General features: G+C 29.4%; 14 protein-coding genes. 12 read left to right on the top strand and 2 right to left on the bottom strand.

The window, feature by feature from the left end:
- The first annotated feature begins 10 nt into the window (after positions 1 to 10).
- From XO11_RS04860 to XO11_RS04890, 7 genes are all read left to right on the top strand, one after another.
- Positions 11 to 1,249, top strand: a complete 1,239-nt coding sequence (locus XO11_RS04860) for a hypothetical protein (protein ID WP_175418242.1) — start codon at positions 11 to 13, stop codon at positions 1,247 to 1,249.
- 218 nt (positions 1,250 to 1,467) lie between these two features.
- Positions 1,468 to 3,945 (top strand): ATP-dependent Clp protease ATP-binding subunit, encoded by a 2,478-nt coding sequence (locus tag XO11_RS04865; protein ID WP_014296473.1) that lies wholly within the window; start codon positions 1,468 to 1,470, stop codon positions 3,943 to 3,945.
- A 112-nt stretch (positions 3,946 to 4,057) separates the two neighbouring features.
- Positions 4,058 to 4,999 (top strand): flagellar basal body P-ring formation chaperone FlgA, encoded by a 942-nt coding sequence (gene flgA, locus XO11_RS04870; protein WP_014296474.1) that lies wholly within the window; start codon positions 4,058 to 4,060, stop codon positions 4,997 to 4,999.
- 1 nt (position 5,000) lies between these two features.
- A complete protein-coding gene (locus XO11_RS04875; protein ID WP_175418243.1) occupies positions 5,001 to 5,612 on the top strand; it encodes a flagellar basal body L-ring protein FlgH in 612 nt (203 codons plus the stop codon).
- Positions 5,613 to 5,621: 9 nt separating this feature from the next.
- Positions 5,622 to 6,614 carry a flagellar basal body P-ring protein FlgI gene (locus XO11_RS04880; RefSeq protein ID WP_175418244.1) on the top strand — a complete coding sequence of 331 codons (993 nt, stop codon included), beginning with the start codon at positions 5,622 to 5,624 and terminating at the stop codon, positions 6,612 to 6,614.
- Entirely contained in the window at positions 6,614 to 6,886 is a 273-nt protein-coding gene (locus XO11_RS04885) for a rod-binding protein (RefSeq protein WP_014296477.1), read from the top strand. Before XO11_RS04880 ends, XO11_RS04885 begins: the two co-directional genes overlap by 1 nt.
- Positions 6,887 to 7,038: 152 nt before the next feature.
- Positions 7,039 to 8,340: a hypothetical protein gene (locus XO11_RS04890; protein WP_014296478.1), complete on the top strand. Its 1,302-nt coding sequence runs from the start codon at positions 7,039 to 7,041 to the stop codon at positions 8,338 to 8,340.
- Between the two features lie 51 nt (positions 8,341 to 8,391).
- Here the strand turns inward: XO11_RS04890 and XO11_RS04895 are convergent, their stop codons facing one another.
- On the bottom strand, positions 8,392 to 8,721 hold the full coding sequence (locus XO11_RS04895; protein WP_014296479.1) for an STAS domain-containing protein: 330 nt from the start codon (positions 8,719 to 8,721) through the stop codon (positions 8,392 to 8,394).
- A gap of 201 nt (positions 8,722 to 8,922) precedes the next feature.
- Between XO11_RS04895 and XO11_RS04900 the strand changes: the two genes are divergently transcribed.
- The 5 genes from XO11_RS04900 to XO11_RS04920 all read left to right on the top strand — a co-directional run bounded on the left by XO11_RS04900 (position 8,923) and on the right by XO11_RS04920 (position 12,806).
- Positions 8,923 to 9,360, top strand: coding sequence for a hypothetical protein (locus XO11_RS04900; RefSeq protein ID WP_014296480.1), 438 nt, complete (start codon positions 8,923 to 8,925; stop codon positions 9,358 to 9,360).
- Positions 9,361 to 9,373: 13 nt separating this feature from the next.
- Positions 9,374 to 10,312: a hypothetical protein gene (locus XO11_RS04905; RefSeq protein WP_014296481.1), complete on the top strand. Its 939-nt coding sequence runs from the start codon at positions 9,374 to 9,376 to the stop codon at positions 10,310 to 10,312.
- Between the two features lie 95 nt (positions 10,313 to 10,407).
- Entirely contained in the window at positions 10,408 to 11,142 is a 735-nt protein-coding gene (gene flgF / locus XO11_RS04910) for a flagellar basal-body rod protein FlgF (RefSeq protein WP_014296482.1), read from the top strand.
- A 47-nt stretch (positions 11,143 to 11,189) separates the two neighbouring features.
- Positions 11,190 to 11,975: a flagellar basal-body rod protein FlgG gene (gene flgG / locus XO11_RS04915; protein WP_075780452.1), complete on the top strand. Its 786-nt coding sequence runs from the start codon at positions 11,190 to 11,192 to the stop codon at positions 11,973 to 11,975.
- Positions 11,976 to 11,996: 21 nt separating this feature from the next.
- The gene (locus XO11_RS04920; RefSeq protein ID WP_075780453.1) at positions 11,997 to 12,806 is read left to right on the top strand and encodes a mechanosensitive ion channel family protein; all 810 of its coding nucleotides are present in this window, start codon (positions 11,997 to 11,999) and stop codon (positions 12,804 to 12,806) included.
- Positions 12,807 to 12,833: 27 nt separating this feature from the next.
- Here the strand turns inward: XO11_RS04920 and XO11_RS04925 are convergent, their stop codons facing one another.
- Positions 12,834 to 14,057 (bottom strand): adenosylhomocysteinase, encoded by a 1,224-nt coding sequence (locus XO11_RS04925; protein WP_075780454.1) that lies wholly within the window; start codon positions 14,055 to 14,057, stop codon positions 12,834 to 12,836.
- Positions 14,058 to 14,615 lie beyond the last annotated feature (558 nt).

Here is a 14,615-nt window from a genome sequence, read left to right on the forward strand (position 1 = left end):
GTGAATTTATATGAATAATAAAAAGATTCTATTAATTTTATTAATGTTTTCTTTATTTATTTCTATTTTCGCTGTAAACAACAAAGATTCAAGAAAAACCCTTTTAATTTATTCAAGAGGTTATTCATTTTTATCAACAAAAGTAGAACACAAACTTAAAGAAGCATTAATTAACCAGGGAAAGTATAGACTTGTAGAAAGAGATATAAACGTAATGAATGAAATAGAAAGAATCTTACACGGTCTCACATCAAAAGATAATTTTAATTTAAATCAATTAGCAGCAGATTATATTGTTTATATAGAAGTTATAGATGCAGAATCATATAGAAAAACCGATGAATATGATAATATCTGGTATGAATACCACATTGAAGGGGCATATAGATTAATAGATATTGAAACAAGTCAGATTCTGGAAATAAAAACTATAGATGCTGTTGGAACTCATTACGTTTCACAATATGTTTCAGAATACGAAGCAAAAGAAATGGCAAGAGAGGAAGCCATATCAAGTCTGGTAAATACCCTTGTATATAGAATGAATAAATTATTTTTAATTAGCGGTAAAATTATAGGTATTGAAGGAAATTCACGTGTTTTAGTAAATATTGGAAGAAATAATGGAGTATATAAAGGAATGATGTTCTCATTCGCAAAAAATTACGAAATAAATGGTGATGTATATAGAAAAACAAGCGGAAAATTAGTCACAAAAGAAGTTTCCTCCAATTCCGCAATCTTAGAGATTTTAGAAGAACCTGAATTCGCTCTAGATAATACAGTCAGTGTAATAGAAAATCCGGATATTTCTCCATTTAGAGCACATTTTTCTTTATCAATGACAACAAAACTCCCGGATATTTATTCATTAAGAATGGATTTTCTTATTGACAATTATAAAAACTTCACATATGGTGTTTTTGTAGAATTTTCAGATGATATAAATACATTTTACACTTCTACAGGATTAAATATAAGATACACACCTGAATATACATTTGGAAATTTAAATCTGGGGGCCGATTTGTATATCTCAAGTTATTACAATACCGAAATTGATTACAATGAAGACTATATTGCTGATGTTGGTATTGGTATAACTCCTATAATAGGATTAGAACTAAAACCACATAAGAATTTTGGAATTATCATAGAAAGCGGTTATACTTTTGAAAGCTCAATAGGTGGTAATTATCCAGCTAACAATGCACCTTATATAAAAGCTGGGATTGATTTAATATTCTAAATTAATTCAAACCCGGGATGCAATAAAATCCCGGGTTTATTTAATTTTAATTATTATGTTACCAAAAAGAAATTATTTTTTTGAACATTCTATTCAAAAAACAGTCTAATATGTCGGATAGCAAATCTATCCTTTATTTTTTGAAATATTATTAGCAAATAATTATTACGATTGCTAAAAATAAAAATTAAAAATAGATGTCTCAGGAGGTGATGGGTATGCTAAACCCAAAAAACTTTACAGAAAAATCGCTGGAAATAATAGAAAACGCCAGAACAATTGCCAATGGATATGGCACCAATGTGTTAACACCTGAACATATTACACTTGCCATTCTTGATAGCGATGATGAACATGTAAAAAAATTATTTGAAACAATAAACGTAGACGCTATAAAGGATAATATAGAAAGTGAATTGGCAGAAAACGCACAATATTCATACGGAAACCTTACTGATAATAGGGTATATATTTCCAGCACATTAGAAAGAATCTTTGAAATTGCAAAAACAGAAGCAAGAAAAACCAAACATAAACTTATTACAACATTGCATTTATTACTTGGAATAATGCTCGATGGAACATCTTATTCAGCAAAATTATTCTCAAAATACGGATTAACAACCACAGAAGTTTATGAAGAATTAAAAAACATAAAAGTAACCAAAGAAGGAACAGAAGAAAAAGTTGGAGATGTTTTAGAACAGTTTACCATTGATTTGACAAAAATGGCAGAAGAAAAGAAATTAATGCCTGTTATTGGAAGAGATATTGAAATCCAAAGAACTATTGAGATATTAAGCAGAAAAACAAAAAACAATCCTGTTCTCGTTGGTGATCCAGGTGTAGGTAAAACAGCTATAGTAGAAGGATTAGCACAGAGAATAGTAAAAGGTGCTGTTCCAGATGCATTAATAGACAAAAGAATTTTACAGCTAGATATGGGTAGATTACTGGCAGGCGCAAAATTCAGAGGAGAATTTGAAGAACGTCTAAAAAATGTAATCGATGAAGTAAAAAAACAGGGTGATAAAATTATATTATTCATTGATGAATTGCATACAATTATCGGCGCAGGAAAAGCAGAAGGAAATTCGATGGATGCTGCAAATATGTTAAAACCTGATCTTGCACGAGGAGAATTAAGAGTTATAGGTGCAACAACACTTGATGAATATAGACAGTATATTGAAAAAGATAAAGCTCTTGCAAGAAGATTCCAACCTGTTCAGGTTGATGAACCTTCATTAGAAGACGCAATAGAAATCTTGAGAGGTATAAAAGAAACATTTGAAAAACATCACAATGTTAAAATTTCAGATGAAGCAGTAGTTGCAGCAGTGAAGTTATCACATAGATATATAACAGATAGATTCTTACCAGATAAAGCTATAGATTTAATCGACGAAGCTGCAGCAAAAGCAAGACTTGAAAAGAGCTCTAAATTATCCAATATTAAGAAATTGGAATACGAAGCAAAGGAATTAGAAGAAGAAATTAACGACTTAACAGTAAAAGGAAAATATGAAGAAGCTGCTTTAAAGAAACAAAAATTATTTGAATTGGAAAAAGAAATTGAGAGACTAAAAGAAGAATACGAAAAGGAAAAAGACAAAGAAGAGGAAGAAGTAATTGTAGATGAAGACAAAATTGCAGAAATTATTGAAAAATGGACAGGAATTCCAGCTAAAAAAATGCTCGAAGAAGAAAGAGAAAAATTACTTAACCTTGAAAAAGAAATACACAAAAGAGTTGTAGGGCAGGAAGATGCTATTGTTAAAGTTGCTCAACATATAAGAAAAGCAAGGGCTGGTTTAAAAGATCCAACAAGACCTATAGGTTCATTCTTATTCCTTGGTCCAACTGGAGTTGGTAAAACAGAATTAGCAAAAGCATTAGCTGAAGTATTATTTGATACAGAAGACGCACTAATCAGAATTGACATGTCTGAATACATGGAAAAGCATGCAGTTTCAAGATTAATTGGTTCACCTCCAGGATATGTAGGATATGAAAGAGGAGGTCAATTAACAGAAGCTGTTAGAAGAAAACCGTATTCAGTAATACTAATCGATGAAGTAGAAAAAGCACATCCAGATGTATTCAATGTATTATTACAGGTATTAGACGACGGAAGATTAACCGACGGAAAAGGTAATACCGTAGACTTCAGAAATACCATTATTATAATGACAAGCAACATCGGTTCTGAAGGGATTTTAAAAACATTAGAACACAAAGGGCACCTTGGATTTGTAAGCGAAGAAGAAAAGGCTTCTACAGAAGAAGAACTGGAAAAATTGATAAAAGAAGAATTAAAGAAATTCTTTAGACCGGAATTCCTTAACCGTTTAGATGAAATAGTGGTATTTAAACCATTAACCATAGAAGAAGTAAAAGAAATTGTTGGAATATTATTAAAACGCACAGAAGAAAGATTAAAAGAAAAAGATATAGAATTAATGATTACAGAAGACGCAAAAGAATATATTGCTAAAAAAGGTTATGATAGAATCTTTGGTGCTCGTCCATTAAGAAGAGTTATAGAAAGAGAAATCGAAATGGAATTGGCAAATAAAATAATTGCTGGCGAAATTCCTCCAAAAAGTAAAGTAATTATTGACTTAAAAGATGATAAATTATTAATTAGAACCAGCAACGGTGAAATAAAACCAAAAGAAGAAAAGAAAAATTAAATAATTCATATTTAAAGGCAGGTGCAAAACCTGCCTTTTTATTATTTATTCTTTAAGGATTTTCCTATCCGTCTATTGAAAAATTAATTAGATTAAAAAGCGTGGTGATTGGATGAAACATCTAAAATTTCTTTCAATAGTATTTTTAATATATTTATCTACTTTCATATTTGCAAATAACCAGATTACATTACCAGCAAGCATAATTTCTATTGATAATATCTTTTCTTTAAAAGATATTTTTCCTGAAATAAAAAATGACAGAACACTTGCTTTCTTTACAGGCGAAACTATAACTTATGACGCTTCAAAACTTAAAAATATGATTGAGTCTCTTACAAATTATGAAAATATAACCTTTGAGTCAACCATAATAACAATATTTTATATGCCAACTAAAACAAAAAATAATTCTAATTTAAACAAAAATGATACAAAATATATATTGGAAGATTATTTTAAAAATATATTCCTTGAAGATTCAAAAACAGCAACTATCAATTCCTTTGAAATAAGCAAGTTTTATACAGACACAAAAGTCTCAACTGTACTTGATATAAATTATCGAAGAACTATGAACAATGTATTTGGTAATTTTTTAATACTTGATGATTTTAATAATAAAAAATATATATCCTTCAAAGCAAATGTTTCAAATTATAAAAATGTATTTATAGCAAAAAACAATATAGATTATAAAACTCCTTTAAATGATTCACTTTTAGCAACAAAAACCGTTGATATATATTCTCTTAATTTTTCACCACTTATAGTTGAAAAAAAAGATTTAATAAAATTTCAAGCTAATAGAAAAATAAGAAAAAATGAAATTATTTACGAAAATTCAGTAAAAAAGATACCTGATGTAAAAGCCGGCCAGATAATCCCTGTCGAAGTTTATGCTTATGGTGTAAAAATATTATCGTGGATGCGCGTTTTAAATGATGCAATAATTGGTGAAATTGTTTCAGGAAGAAATGAAAAAACAGGAGTATTAATAACAGGAAAGTTATACAAAGGACCAAAAGTAATTATTGACATAGGAGGTAACTAAGATGAAAAGGATTTCGTTTATTATCATGATAATCTTATTATCAACATTTTTATTTTCGGATTCATTATGGAAAAAAGCCCATACAAAAAATTTATACTCAAATCCAGAAAAGGTATATTCCCTGGGAGATATTATAACAGTAGCTGTTTCTGAAGCACCATCTTTAAGTTTATCAGATAACAACCCTGATCCTTTTTCTGGTGTAATGGGAACAGTTGGCGCAATATTTAATACAATAGGAAATCTTGATCTAACTAAATTTTTACCTCTTGGCGCAAATTCTCCAGATAAGGTTAGCGTTTCAAATAAAAAAACCTCTTCTCAAAGTCAGGCAAAGGTTAGTTTATATGTTTCTGCAAAAGTAGTTGAGGTCTTAGATAATGGCATTGTAAAAATATACGGAGAAAAGGAATTTAAGGTAGATTCACAGAAAAAGATAATGATAATAGAAGGTTATGTTGATCCGCAATATATTAAAGATGGCGTTATAGACTCTAAAAATCTTGCTGAAGCAAAAATATGGTATCAGGGAGATACTGATTTACAAAAAAATCCCAACAAAAAAACATGGTTGGCATGGATGCTTTCTGGAATATCAAATCTATTCTTTTAAGGGGTGACTATGGTGAAAAAAACTTTTATTATATTTAGCTTAATTATAATGCTTTATTCTATATCTTTTTCAGCTGTAAGATTAAAAGATATTGCCTATTTTAGAGGTGCAAGAGATAATCAGTTATTTGGAATTGGTGTGGTAACAGGATTAAATGGCACAGGAGATTCAGGGAAGGTTACATCAGAATTACTATCAAATATGATGAAAAATCTTAACATCAATATTCAAAATTCATTCACAACAAAAAATTCGGCTATTGTTTTTGTTTTTGCTGATATACCGGCTTTTTATAAAGAAGGTATGAAACTGGATGTTGTTGTAACAGCTGCAGGAGATTCAAAAAGCCTTGAAGGAGGATATTTAATACAAACTCCTTTATACGGTGCAGACGGTCAGGTGTATGCTGTTGCTCAGGGAAGTGTAATTACAGGTGGTGTAGAAGTTAGCAATACTGCAAACCTTCAAAAGAGAAACAAGGTAAACGGTACAATTCCCCAGGGAGCAATAGTAGAAAATGAAATACCTGCAAATATCGTTTCAAATGATACTGTAACAGTGCTACTCAGAAACCCCGATATAACAACAGCAGCAAGAACAGCATTATCAATTAATGCTCAATTTGGTCAAAAATTAGCTAAGGCTATGGATCCTTCTGCTATACGTGTAAAAATACCTGATGTTTTCTCAGACGATTTAATTTCATTCCTCGCATTAATAGAAGATGTTGAAATTGATCCAGATTCAAAAGCAAAAATTGTTATAAACGAAAAAACAGGAACTATAGTATTTGGCGGAAATGTAAAAATAGCAGATTTTACTATAAGTTATGGTAATTTTGTTATTACTGTTAATAATGGAAAAGTGGGAGATAATGATGCAACTATATATAATTTGGTCAATGCATTAAAAGCAGCAGGTGCAACTCCCCAAGATATAATCGCTATTATACAAAATCTTTCATCTGCCGGATATTTATATGCTGAACTGGTGGTGATATAATGAATATTTCATCAATAACATTAAATGGCGCTCCAAAGGATTATCATAATCTAAAAAAAGAAGAAGTTGCTGCAGAATTGGTAAGTTCAGTATTCTCAAAAGTATTTAAAGATATGTATAACTCAAAGGCATTTGAAAACACCTTACTTCCAAAATCTAATACAGAGAAATGGTTTAATGATATGATTATCGATCAATATTCAGTACTAATAGCCAAAAACAACATGAAACCTCTTATAAACGACATCCTAAAAGCTTATCAAAAACCTTGAGGAAACCATAATGGTTTCCTCATTTATATTATAAATTTATTTTTCAAAAATTTAATTTATATGTTAATTTTTTCATAATCATCACTTTAAATTTTTATTTTATGATATAATTAAATTGATTTTATTAATTATTAAAATTATGGAGGTGGAGCATGAAAAAGGTTTTACTTGTATTTACCATTCTTATCATTTCATTGAGTATTTTTGCTGATATTTATCAATTAATTCCGGAAAATTCCAAAACAGTTTTTGTTTTTCACAATGCACAAAAAGTATATGAAGACCTAAAAACAGTTAATTCATTTGGAACTGTATTGGACGATCCGCTATATGCAGAAACATATGCTGTCGCATATATCGATGCTATAGCTCAATCTCTGGAAATGGAAAGCTCTGATATATACGATGCATTTAAAAATAACATTGCTTTTTTTGTAGTTGAACCTGAAGATAACAATTACGATTTCGGTATTATACTCGGTCCTTTAAACGATGGCGAAAAGTTTGTTGAAGTATTCAAAAAATTAGCAGATACATTAATCCCTACAGACGATGTAAATCTTAACCTCAGCTATATAGTTAAAAAAAGCGATTTACAGGATTATTTAATCATTACATCAAATGGTGATTTTTACAACAATACAAAAATTGGTTATACGCCTAAAAAACGATTTAATGATACAGGTATTTATGAAGAAATTCAAACAAGCAGCTTAAACGGTTATGGATTCTCATATATAAAAGATTCTATCTTATATGGAAAATTCTATATCCTGGATAATATACCTGAAAATATAAAAGACTCATTTAATTACGAAACAGATAATTTCTATGGATTATATTATTCAAAAACAAATTATATTCCAAAAGATTTTGATACAAATATCCCAGGTTTAAATATCTCCGGCGATACAATAAAAGATATATTAAACAAATCAAATTGGGTTGAGCAAAACATGAATATGAATATAAATAGCGATGAAGAAACTGGAGAAATAAATATAGATCTTATCTTCTCTTTGGTCGCCAACACTGGATTAACAATTAAAGAAGTTGAAGATATTCTTTCAAAAAATGATACCACATACAAAGTAATATCAGATAATTATATAAAAATCGAAGAAAATGTAGAAGACAAAGAATTAAGCATATATATATGGAAGGATGGAGATTTATTATACGTTTCAAACAAAGAAAAAGAAGAAGTTTATAAATTCCAGAAATCAAAAGAAAAATTATCTCAAAACAAAGTATACAATGAATTAAAAAACAAGGTTCCAAATCCACAATTTAGCATAATGTTCTTTGATTTAAAAAATATAATAAAATTTGCAGAAGATTATCTTGGAATTTCAGGATTAACAGAAAAAAATTATGGCGGATTGGCATCTGCTATATTAACAAAGGATGTTGAAGGAAATCCTGTAGTTGAAATTAATTTTGTTATGAAATAATACTACTATAAATAAAAAAGCTGGTTCATTTTCGAACCAGCTTTTTATCATTTAAGCTTCTTCAACAGTATCTACAATTTTAACGATTTTATCGAGCTTTGTCATTTCAAAAATCTTTCTAACCTGTGATTGTAATCCTGCTAAAACAAGTTCTTTATTAAGATTTCTTGCTTCTTTTAATAAACTTACAACTGCCCCTAATCCAGCACTGTCAATATATGAAACCGCTGACATATCAATCACAAACTTAGTAAATTTAGGTTCAGCAAATTTCTCTTTTACCTTTTGTTTAAACGTTGCGGAATGATAAGCATCAATTTCACCTTCAACCTTTATTAAATAATAGGAGTCCTTTTCTGAGAAATCAACTGTGAAATCCATTATTCCACCTCCATAATCATGTACTATTAAGATATCTCAACGATATTATACCATATTTTTTTTCAGATTCAAAAACATTTAAAAAAAGATAATTTTATTCGAATAAATAAATTTAAATAGATAACTTGATTTTTATAAAAAAATAGTATATAATATTAATGATTATAAATCAAATACTTAATATTTTTAAGGAGGGGTTTTATGAAATTTATTCCTGTATTTTTTATGGCTTTAGGATTATTTATTATTACTTCAATTACAATAAGCTGGCCTACATCTTTTTTGATAATCTTTGAAATACTCTTTGGAATTTTTGCATTAATATTTCCATTTCTTGGAAACAAAAATACTGTACTTGAACTTTCAACAGATGGCGAAAAGGTAACATTAAGGGGTGAAGAAGCCGAAGAAATAATAGATGATATAACAGAAAATCTATGGAATAAACGTTTTTTAACCTCAAAAAATCGAAAAATAAAGTTTGTATCAGATTTGATTTTTGGTTTATTAACAGGACCTATATTACTACTCGATGCATTTGATATATATAACTTTAATTTTGGATATAAAGATATTTTTTTTGTGATAGTCGGCGCATGGTTAATATCCTATGGAATAACAAAAATCTTAAAACGATAAGCGGGGTGGGACAATGATATACGGCATATTATTTATAATTTTAGGAGCTTTAATATTATTATCTCTTTCAGGAAATATTATAACAATAGGAATTATTATAAAAGGTTTTTTAGCCGCAGCAAGTATTGTATTTGGTATTTCAAATTTTAAGAAAAAAACAGAAGAAGCCCTTGCTTCAGTTATATTTGGCCTCTTACTTGTAATTGATATCACAATCGGATTTAAAAATCCTCTTTCCTTTGGTGATGTATTTATGCTCTATATTGGAAGTTTATTATTTTCCGCCGGATTAATTGGAATCTTTTCATTTAAAGTTTCTATATCCATGAAAAAAAACGATAAAACACAGGAAGAAAAAGTTTTTACGCCTGAAAAAAATTCTGAATTAAAAGTTTATATTGATACCAGCTGGAGTGATAATAGCGTAACACTAAACGAAGACGAAAAAAATAAAATTAAAGTTATCGAATCCTATAAAAATTCCTTATTTAAAAATTATATTCTTTTTGAAAATAACGAATTAAAGCTTAAAAACAAATTACGTTTTGACTCAATAAAATCCATGGAAAAGATGGCAAATATAATAAAAATCCCGGAAAATTATGAAACACATATTGAAATAAATTCAAACACAGGAAATCTATTACTGGATTTATTTGGAATAAACAACAAAATAACAAAAATTGACGCAAAAGCTTCAAAAATCCATATAATCCCATCTTCAAAGAACGACAGTGAAATTTATATAAAATCATATCTAAGTAACATTATATTTGAAATACCAAATGAAGTTTTTGTAATTCTAAAACACAATGGAGAATTTTCCATGAAAGATTTAAATAACTTCATCAAAAAAGATGACAACACATATGTTTCAAATAATTTCGAAAACTCCAAATACACATGTACTATCAATTTAGTATCAGAGATGTCAAAGATATCGTCCTTTTAAGGCTTTCCAATATGGAAAGCCTTAATTTTTTAGGGAATATTACCTCAATAATAGAAATATATTAATGAGTATATTCGCAGGAGGCGATTTTATATATGACAAGAGGTTTATATTTCTCAACAATGGGAATGCTTGCCAACATGGCTCAACTGGATAATATTTCAAATAATCTTGCAAATGCTGATACTGCAGGATATAAAAAAGATGAAATAATGTTTAAAGCCTATCTTGAAAAAGAATTTAGAAATTATGATTCTACCGATATAAACCGCGGAAAACATGTTGGTTATATGGAAACTGCTTTAATTGCCGATGAAACAAAACCCATATTGGAGCAAGGACAGATAACAACAACAAATAATCCTTTAGATTTTGCAATTTTTGGAGATGGCTTTTTTAAAGTTATGAGAAATAACAACATTTATTATTCAAGAAATGGAGAATTCAATAGAAATGATAAAGGATTTTTAGTTACTTCTGAAGGCGATTATGTTTTAGACGAAAATAATAAACCTATACAAATTCCACAAAATTTCAATGTTGATGAAAAAGGAAATATTTACAATGGTAATCAATTAACAGGTCAAAAAATAGCAATAGTAAATCTTGAAAACCCTTCAAAATTTGGAATAAATCTCTTTACAGGAAATGAAATAAAAGCTGATAATTTCAGGATTATTCAGGGAAGTATAGAAAAATCAAATGTGAATACCTTAAAAGAAATGATAAATCTTATAAATGCTAATAGAGCATTTAATATATTAGAAAAATCTGTAACTACCCAGGACACAATGACAGGTAAGGTAATAGAAAGCGCTCAAAGAATTTAAAATAATATAAAATAACCTATTTAAGATAATTCAAGGAGGAAGATATTATGTTAGTATCATTATATTCTGCATCAACAGGAATGATTGCTCAACAGAGAAGACTTGATACTGTATCAAACAATCTTGCTAACGTTGACACAACAGGTTATAAAGCTCAAAGGATTGAGTTTCAGGACTTGTTATACACACCTATAAAAGAAGCTGGAACACCTACAGCACAAAACTCAATGCTACCAACTGGAGAATATGTTGGTCATGGTGTTAGAATAGCAGCAACAAATAGAATATTCACACAGGGAAACATTGAACAAACTGGTGGAACATTTGATTTAGCCATTTTCGGAGACGGTTTCTTTCAGGTACAAATGCAGGACGGAAGAATTGCATATACAAGAGACGGTGCATTTAAAATCGATGCAAATGGAAGGCTTGTTAATTCAAACGGTCTTTTGATGGTTCCAAATATTACAATACCAGCAAACGCAACAGGTGTAAATATATCACCTGATGGAATTGTAAGTGCAAAATTACCAGATGGAACAACTCAAAACGTTGGAAATATAACATTGGTAAAATTTGTAAATCCAGCTGGATTAAAAGCTATTGGAAATAATCTTTATCTTGCAACAGACGCTTCAGGTGTAGCAACTGAAGGTATACCAAATCAGGACGGCTACGGTTCAATTGAACAGGGTTCTCTTGAAAAATCAAATGTAGATGTAGTAAAAGAAATGGTAAATATGATTGTAGCTCAAAGAACATATGATTTAAACGCAAAAGCTGTTCAAACAGCAGATGATTTCTTAAGAACGGTGGGAACACTTAAGAGATAATAATTAACTGGGGGATATAATATGAATATTGACGTTAATTTGATGATAGATTATGCAATACGAATAGGAATAAGTATTATAGTTTTATTTCTTTCAAAATACTTTTCTAAAATTGTATATAAAACCATTATAGCGGTAACAGAAAAAACTGGAAAAGAACTTGAATACAAAAATACTTTAAAAGTATTAACAAATATAGTTTCATATACTCTTGGTGGATTCATAATATTATCCCTCATATTTAAAGATTTTATGCCCTTTCTTACAGGACTTGGAGTTTCCGGAGTTATTGTGGCATTTGCAATTCAAGAACCTTTATCTAATTTTATTTGTGGAATATTATTAATGTTTTCAAAAACAATAAAAGAAAAAGATATTGTTGAAGTTAATGGAATATCTGGAATAATAGATCAAATAGACTTGAATCATACAATACTAAAAACCTTTGATGGAAAACTTATAAGAATTCCAAACAAAACAATCTGGAACAGTTCAATAACAAATTTCTGGCCTGAAGACATACGAAGAAACGAGATAAATATTGGAGTTTCTTATGATACAGACCTGAATAAATTCCTTAATATTATAGATGAATATTTAAATTCTTCCTCTTTAATATATAGAGATGAAAATCATAAACCATGGGTTTTATTTTCTGGATTTAATTCATCATCAATTGACTTTTCTTTAAAATTCTGGCTTAAAAAAGAAGTTTATTTCGAAAATCCAAATAAAATTGCAGCAGAAATACATAAATTACTTAAAGAACATAATATTGAAATCCCATTTACTCAAATAGACGTTAACTTAAAAAACAACGCCAACCTTTAATGATTGGCGTTGTTTTATTATTTATTATTATTTCCAACTATTTAAGTATTCAATTTGTTCAGGAGTTAACTCATCAATTTCAATTCCCATTGTCTTTAATTTTATTTTCGCAATATTTAAATCCACTTCATAAGGAACAGGTCTTACAGAAACTTCTATTTCACCTCTATGTTCTTTAATATATTTTGCACCTTCTAATTGTAAAGAGAAAGATAAGTCCATTATTTCTACTGGATGTCCATCGCCATTTACAAGATTTACAAGTCTCCCCATTCCAAGTAAATACAATTTATTTCCATTTGGCATTGTATATTGAGTTACACCCGGTCTTACCTCTTTCTTTTCTGTATTTATTCTTTCAAGATCTGCAACCTTTACTTCAATATCGAAATGTCCTGCATTAGCTAAAACAACTCCATCTTTCATCATCATAAAGTGTTTTTCAGTTATTACATCAATATCTCCTGTTACAGTAACAAAGAAATCTCCAATTTTTGCTGCTTCATCCATTGGCATTACAGAAAATCCATCCATTACAGCTTCTATTGCCTTTATTGGATCAACTTCTGTTACTATTACCCTTGCTCCTAACCCTTTGGCTCTCATTGCAACACCTTTACCACACCAGCCATATCCAGCTACAACAACATTTTTACCCGCTACTGTAAGATTGGTTGATCTTATTATTCCATCCCATGTTGATTGCCCTGTTCCATACCTATTATCAAAAAGATATTTCATATATGAATCATTTATATCTATTACAGGAACTGGCAATTTCCCATCATTTAAAAGCGCCTTATATCGCTTTATCCCTGTAGTCGTTTCTTCATTAATCCCCCAAATATTCTCAAGCAATTCTGGAAATTTTTCAACTATTCTAATTCCAAGATCTGCACCATCATCTATAACAATATTAGGTTTAATTTCAAGAACTTTATCTATATTTTTCCAATATAATTCTTCATCTGTTGACCTTTTTGCATATACATTTACACCATATGTCTTCAATGCTTCAGCAACATCATCTTGCGTGGACAAAGGATTACTACTTGTAATAGCAACATTTGCACCAAGCTCATGTAAAACAACAGCTGTATATGCTGTTTTTGCCTCTAAATGAATACTCATTGCCACATTAATTCCTTTAAAAGGTTGTTCATCCATATACATTTCTTTTAAAGTATTTAAAACCTTCATGTGCTGTTTAACCCATTCAATCTTCTTTCTTCCTGATTCTACTAAATCCATATTCTTCCCCTCCTGTTTTTTATCTTATCCCTTACTAAAATTATACACTATTTTTACAATAAACAAAAATCTTTTTGTGGTGTTGATTGAGAAAAATAAAAACTCCCTCAAGTAGAAAAATAATATTCACTCAGACGGCAAGAATTTCTAATCCTTGTTCTATAAAAAACACTCCTAAAAAGGTTTCTTCAGGCGGTGAAATTTCTTATAATTGTGAAAAATAAAAACTCTTTCAGACAACTCTAACGCTGATCCTCAAAAACTGCTCATATTCGCGGGGTCGCTTAGATTCTGCATCCCTGCAGAAGCTGCGCTCAAAAAAACATCCTGTTTTTTTGTCCCTCTTCATTCGCAGTTTTTTCGGGCGTTCTTCGAGTCTTCATTCGTTTTTATTTTTCACAATACTTTTGCTGTTCCGGCTCACACAATATTTCCGTTAGGGAAATTTCAAGCCTTCATTCACCTTTTTATTCATGTTTTCTTTTATGTTTTACTTATATAATAATATAATTAAGAAATAAGAAAATAGAAATAATAATATGAGCGAAAACTTGAAAA

Source organism: Marinitoga sp. 1138 (genome assembly GCF_013363265.1).
GTDB classification, from domain to species: domain Bacteria; phylum Thermotogota; class Thermotogae; order Petrotogales; family Petrotogaceae; genus Marinitoga; species Marinitoga piezophila.

What these genes read in the sequence shown, in the direction of transcription:
- XO11_RS04860 (WP_175418242.1), top strand. Translation starts at nt 11, where the DNA reads ATGAATAATAAAAAGATTCTATTAATTTTATTAATGTTTTCTTTATTT.
- XO11_RS04865 (WP_014296473.1), top strand. Translation starts at nt 1,468, where the DNA reads ATGCTAAACCCAAAAAACTTTACAGAAAAATCGCTGGAAATAATAGAA.
- flgA (WP_014296474.1), top strand. Translation starts at nt 4,058, where the DNA reads ATGAAACATCTAAAATTTCTTTCAATAGTATTTTTAATATATTTATCT.
- XO11_RS04875 (WP_175418243.1), top strand. Translation starts at nt 5,001, where the DNA reads ATGAAAAGGATTTCGTTTATTATCATGATAATCTTATTATCAACATTT.
- XO11_RS04880 (WP_175418244.1), top strand. Translation starts at nt 5,622, where the DNA reads ATGGTGAAAAAAACTTTTATTATATTTAGCTTAATTATAATGCTTTAT.
- XO11_RS04885 (WP_014296477.1), top strand. Translation starts at nt 6,614, where the DNA reads ATGAATATTTCATCAATAACATTAAATGGCGCTCCAAAGGATTATCAT.
- XO11_RS04890 (WP_014296478.1), top strand. Translation starts at nt 7,039, where the DNA reads ATGAAAAAGGTTTTACTTGTATTTACCATTCTTATCATTTCATTGAGT.
- XO11_RS04895 (WP_014296479.1), bottom strand. Translation starts at nt 8,721, where the DNA reads ATGGATTTCACAGTTGATTTCTCAGAAAAGGACTCCTATTATTTAATA.
- XO11_RS04900 (WP_014296480.1), top strand. Translation starts at nt 8,923, where the DNA reads ATGAAATTTATTCCTGTATTTTTTATGGCTTTAGGATTATTTATTATT.
- XO11_RS04905 (WP_014296481.1), top strand. Translation starts at nt 9,374, where the DNA reads ATGATATACGGCATATTATTTATAATTTTAGGAGCTTTAATATTATTA.
- flgF (WP_014296482.1), top strand. Translation starts at nt 10,408, where the DNA reads ATGACAAGAGGTTTATATTTCTCAACAATGGGAATGCTTGCCAACATG.
- flgG (WP_075780452.1), top strand. Translation starts at nt 11,190, where the DNA reads ATGTTAGTATCATTATATTCTGCATCAACAGGAATGATTGCTCAACAG.
- XO11_RS04920 (WP_075780453.1), top strand. Translation starts at nt 11,997, where the DNA reads ATGAATATTGACGTTAATTTGATGATAGATTATGCAATACGAATAGGA.
- XO11_RS04925 (WP_075780454.1), bottom strand. Translation starts at nt 14,057, where the DNA reads ATGGATTTAGTAGAATCAGGAAGAAAGAAGATTGAATGGGTTAAACAG.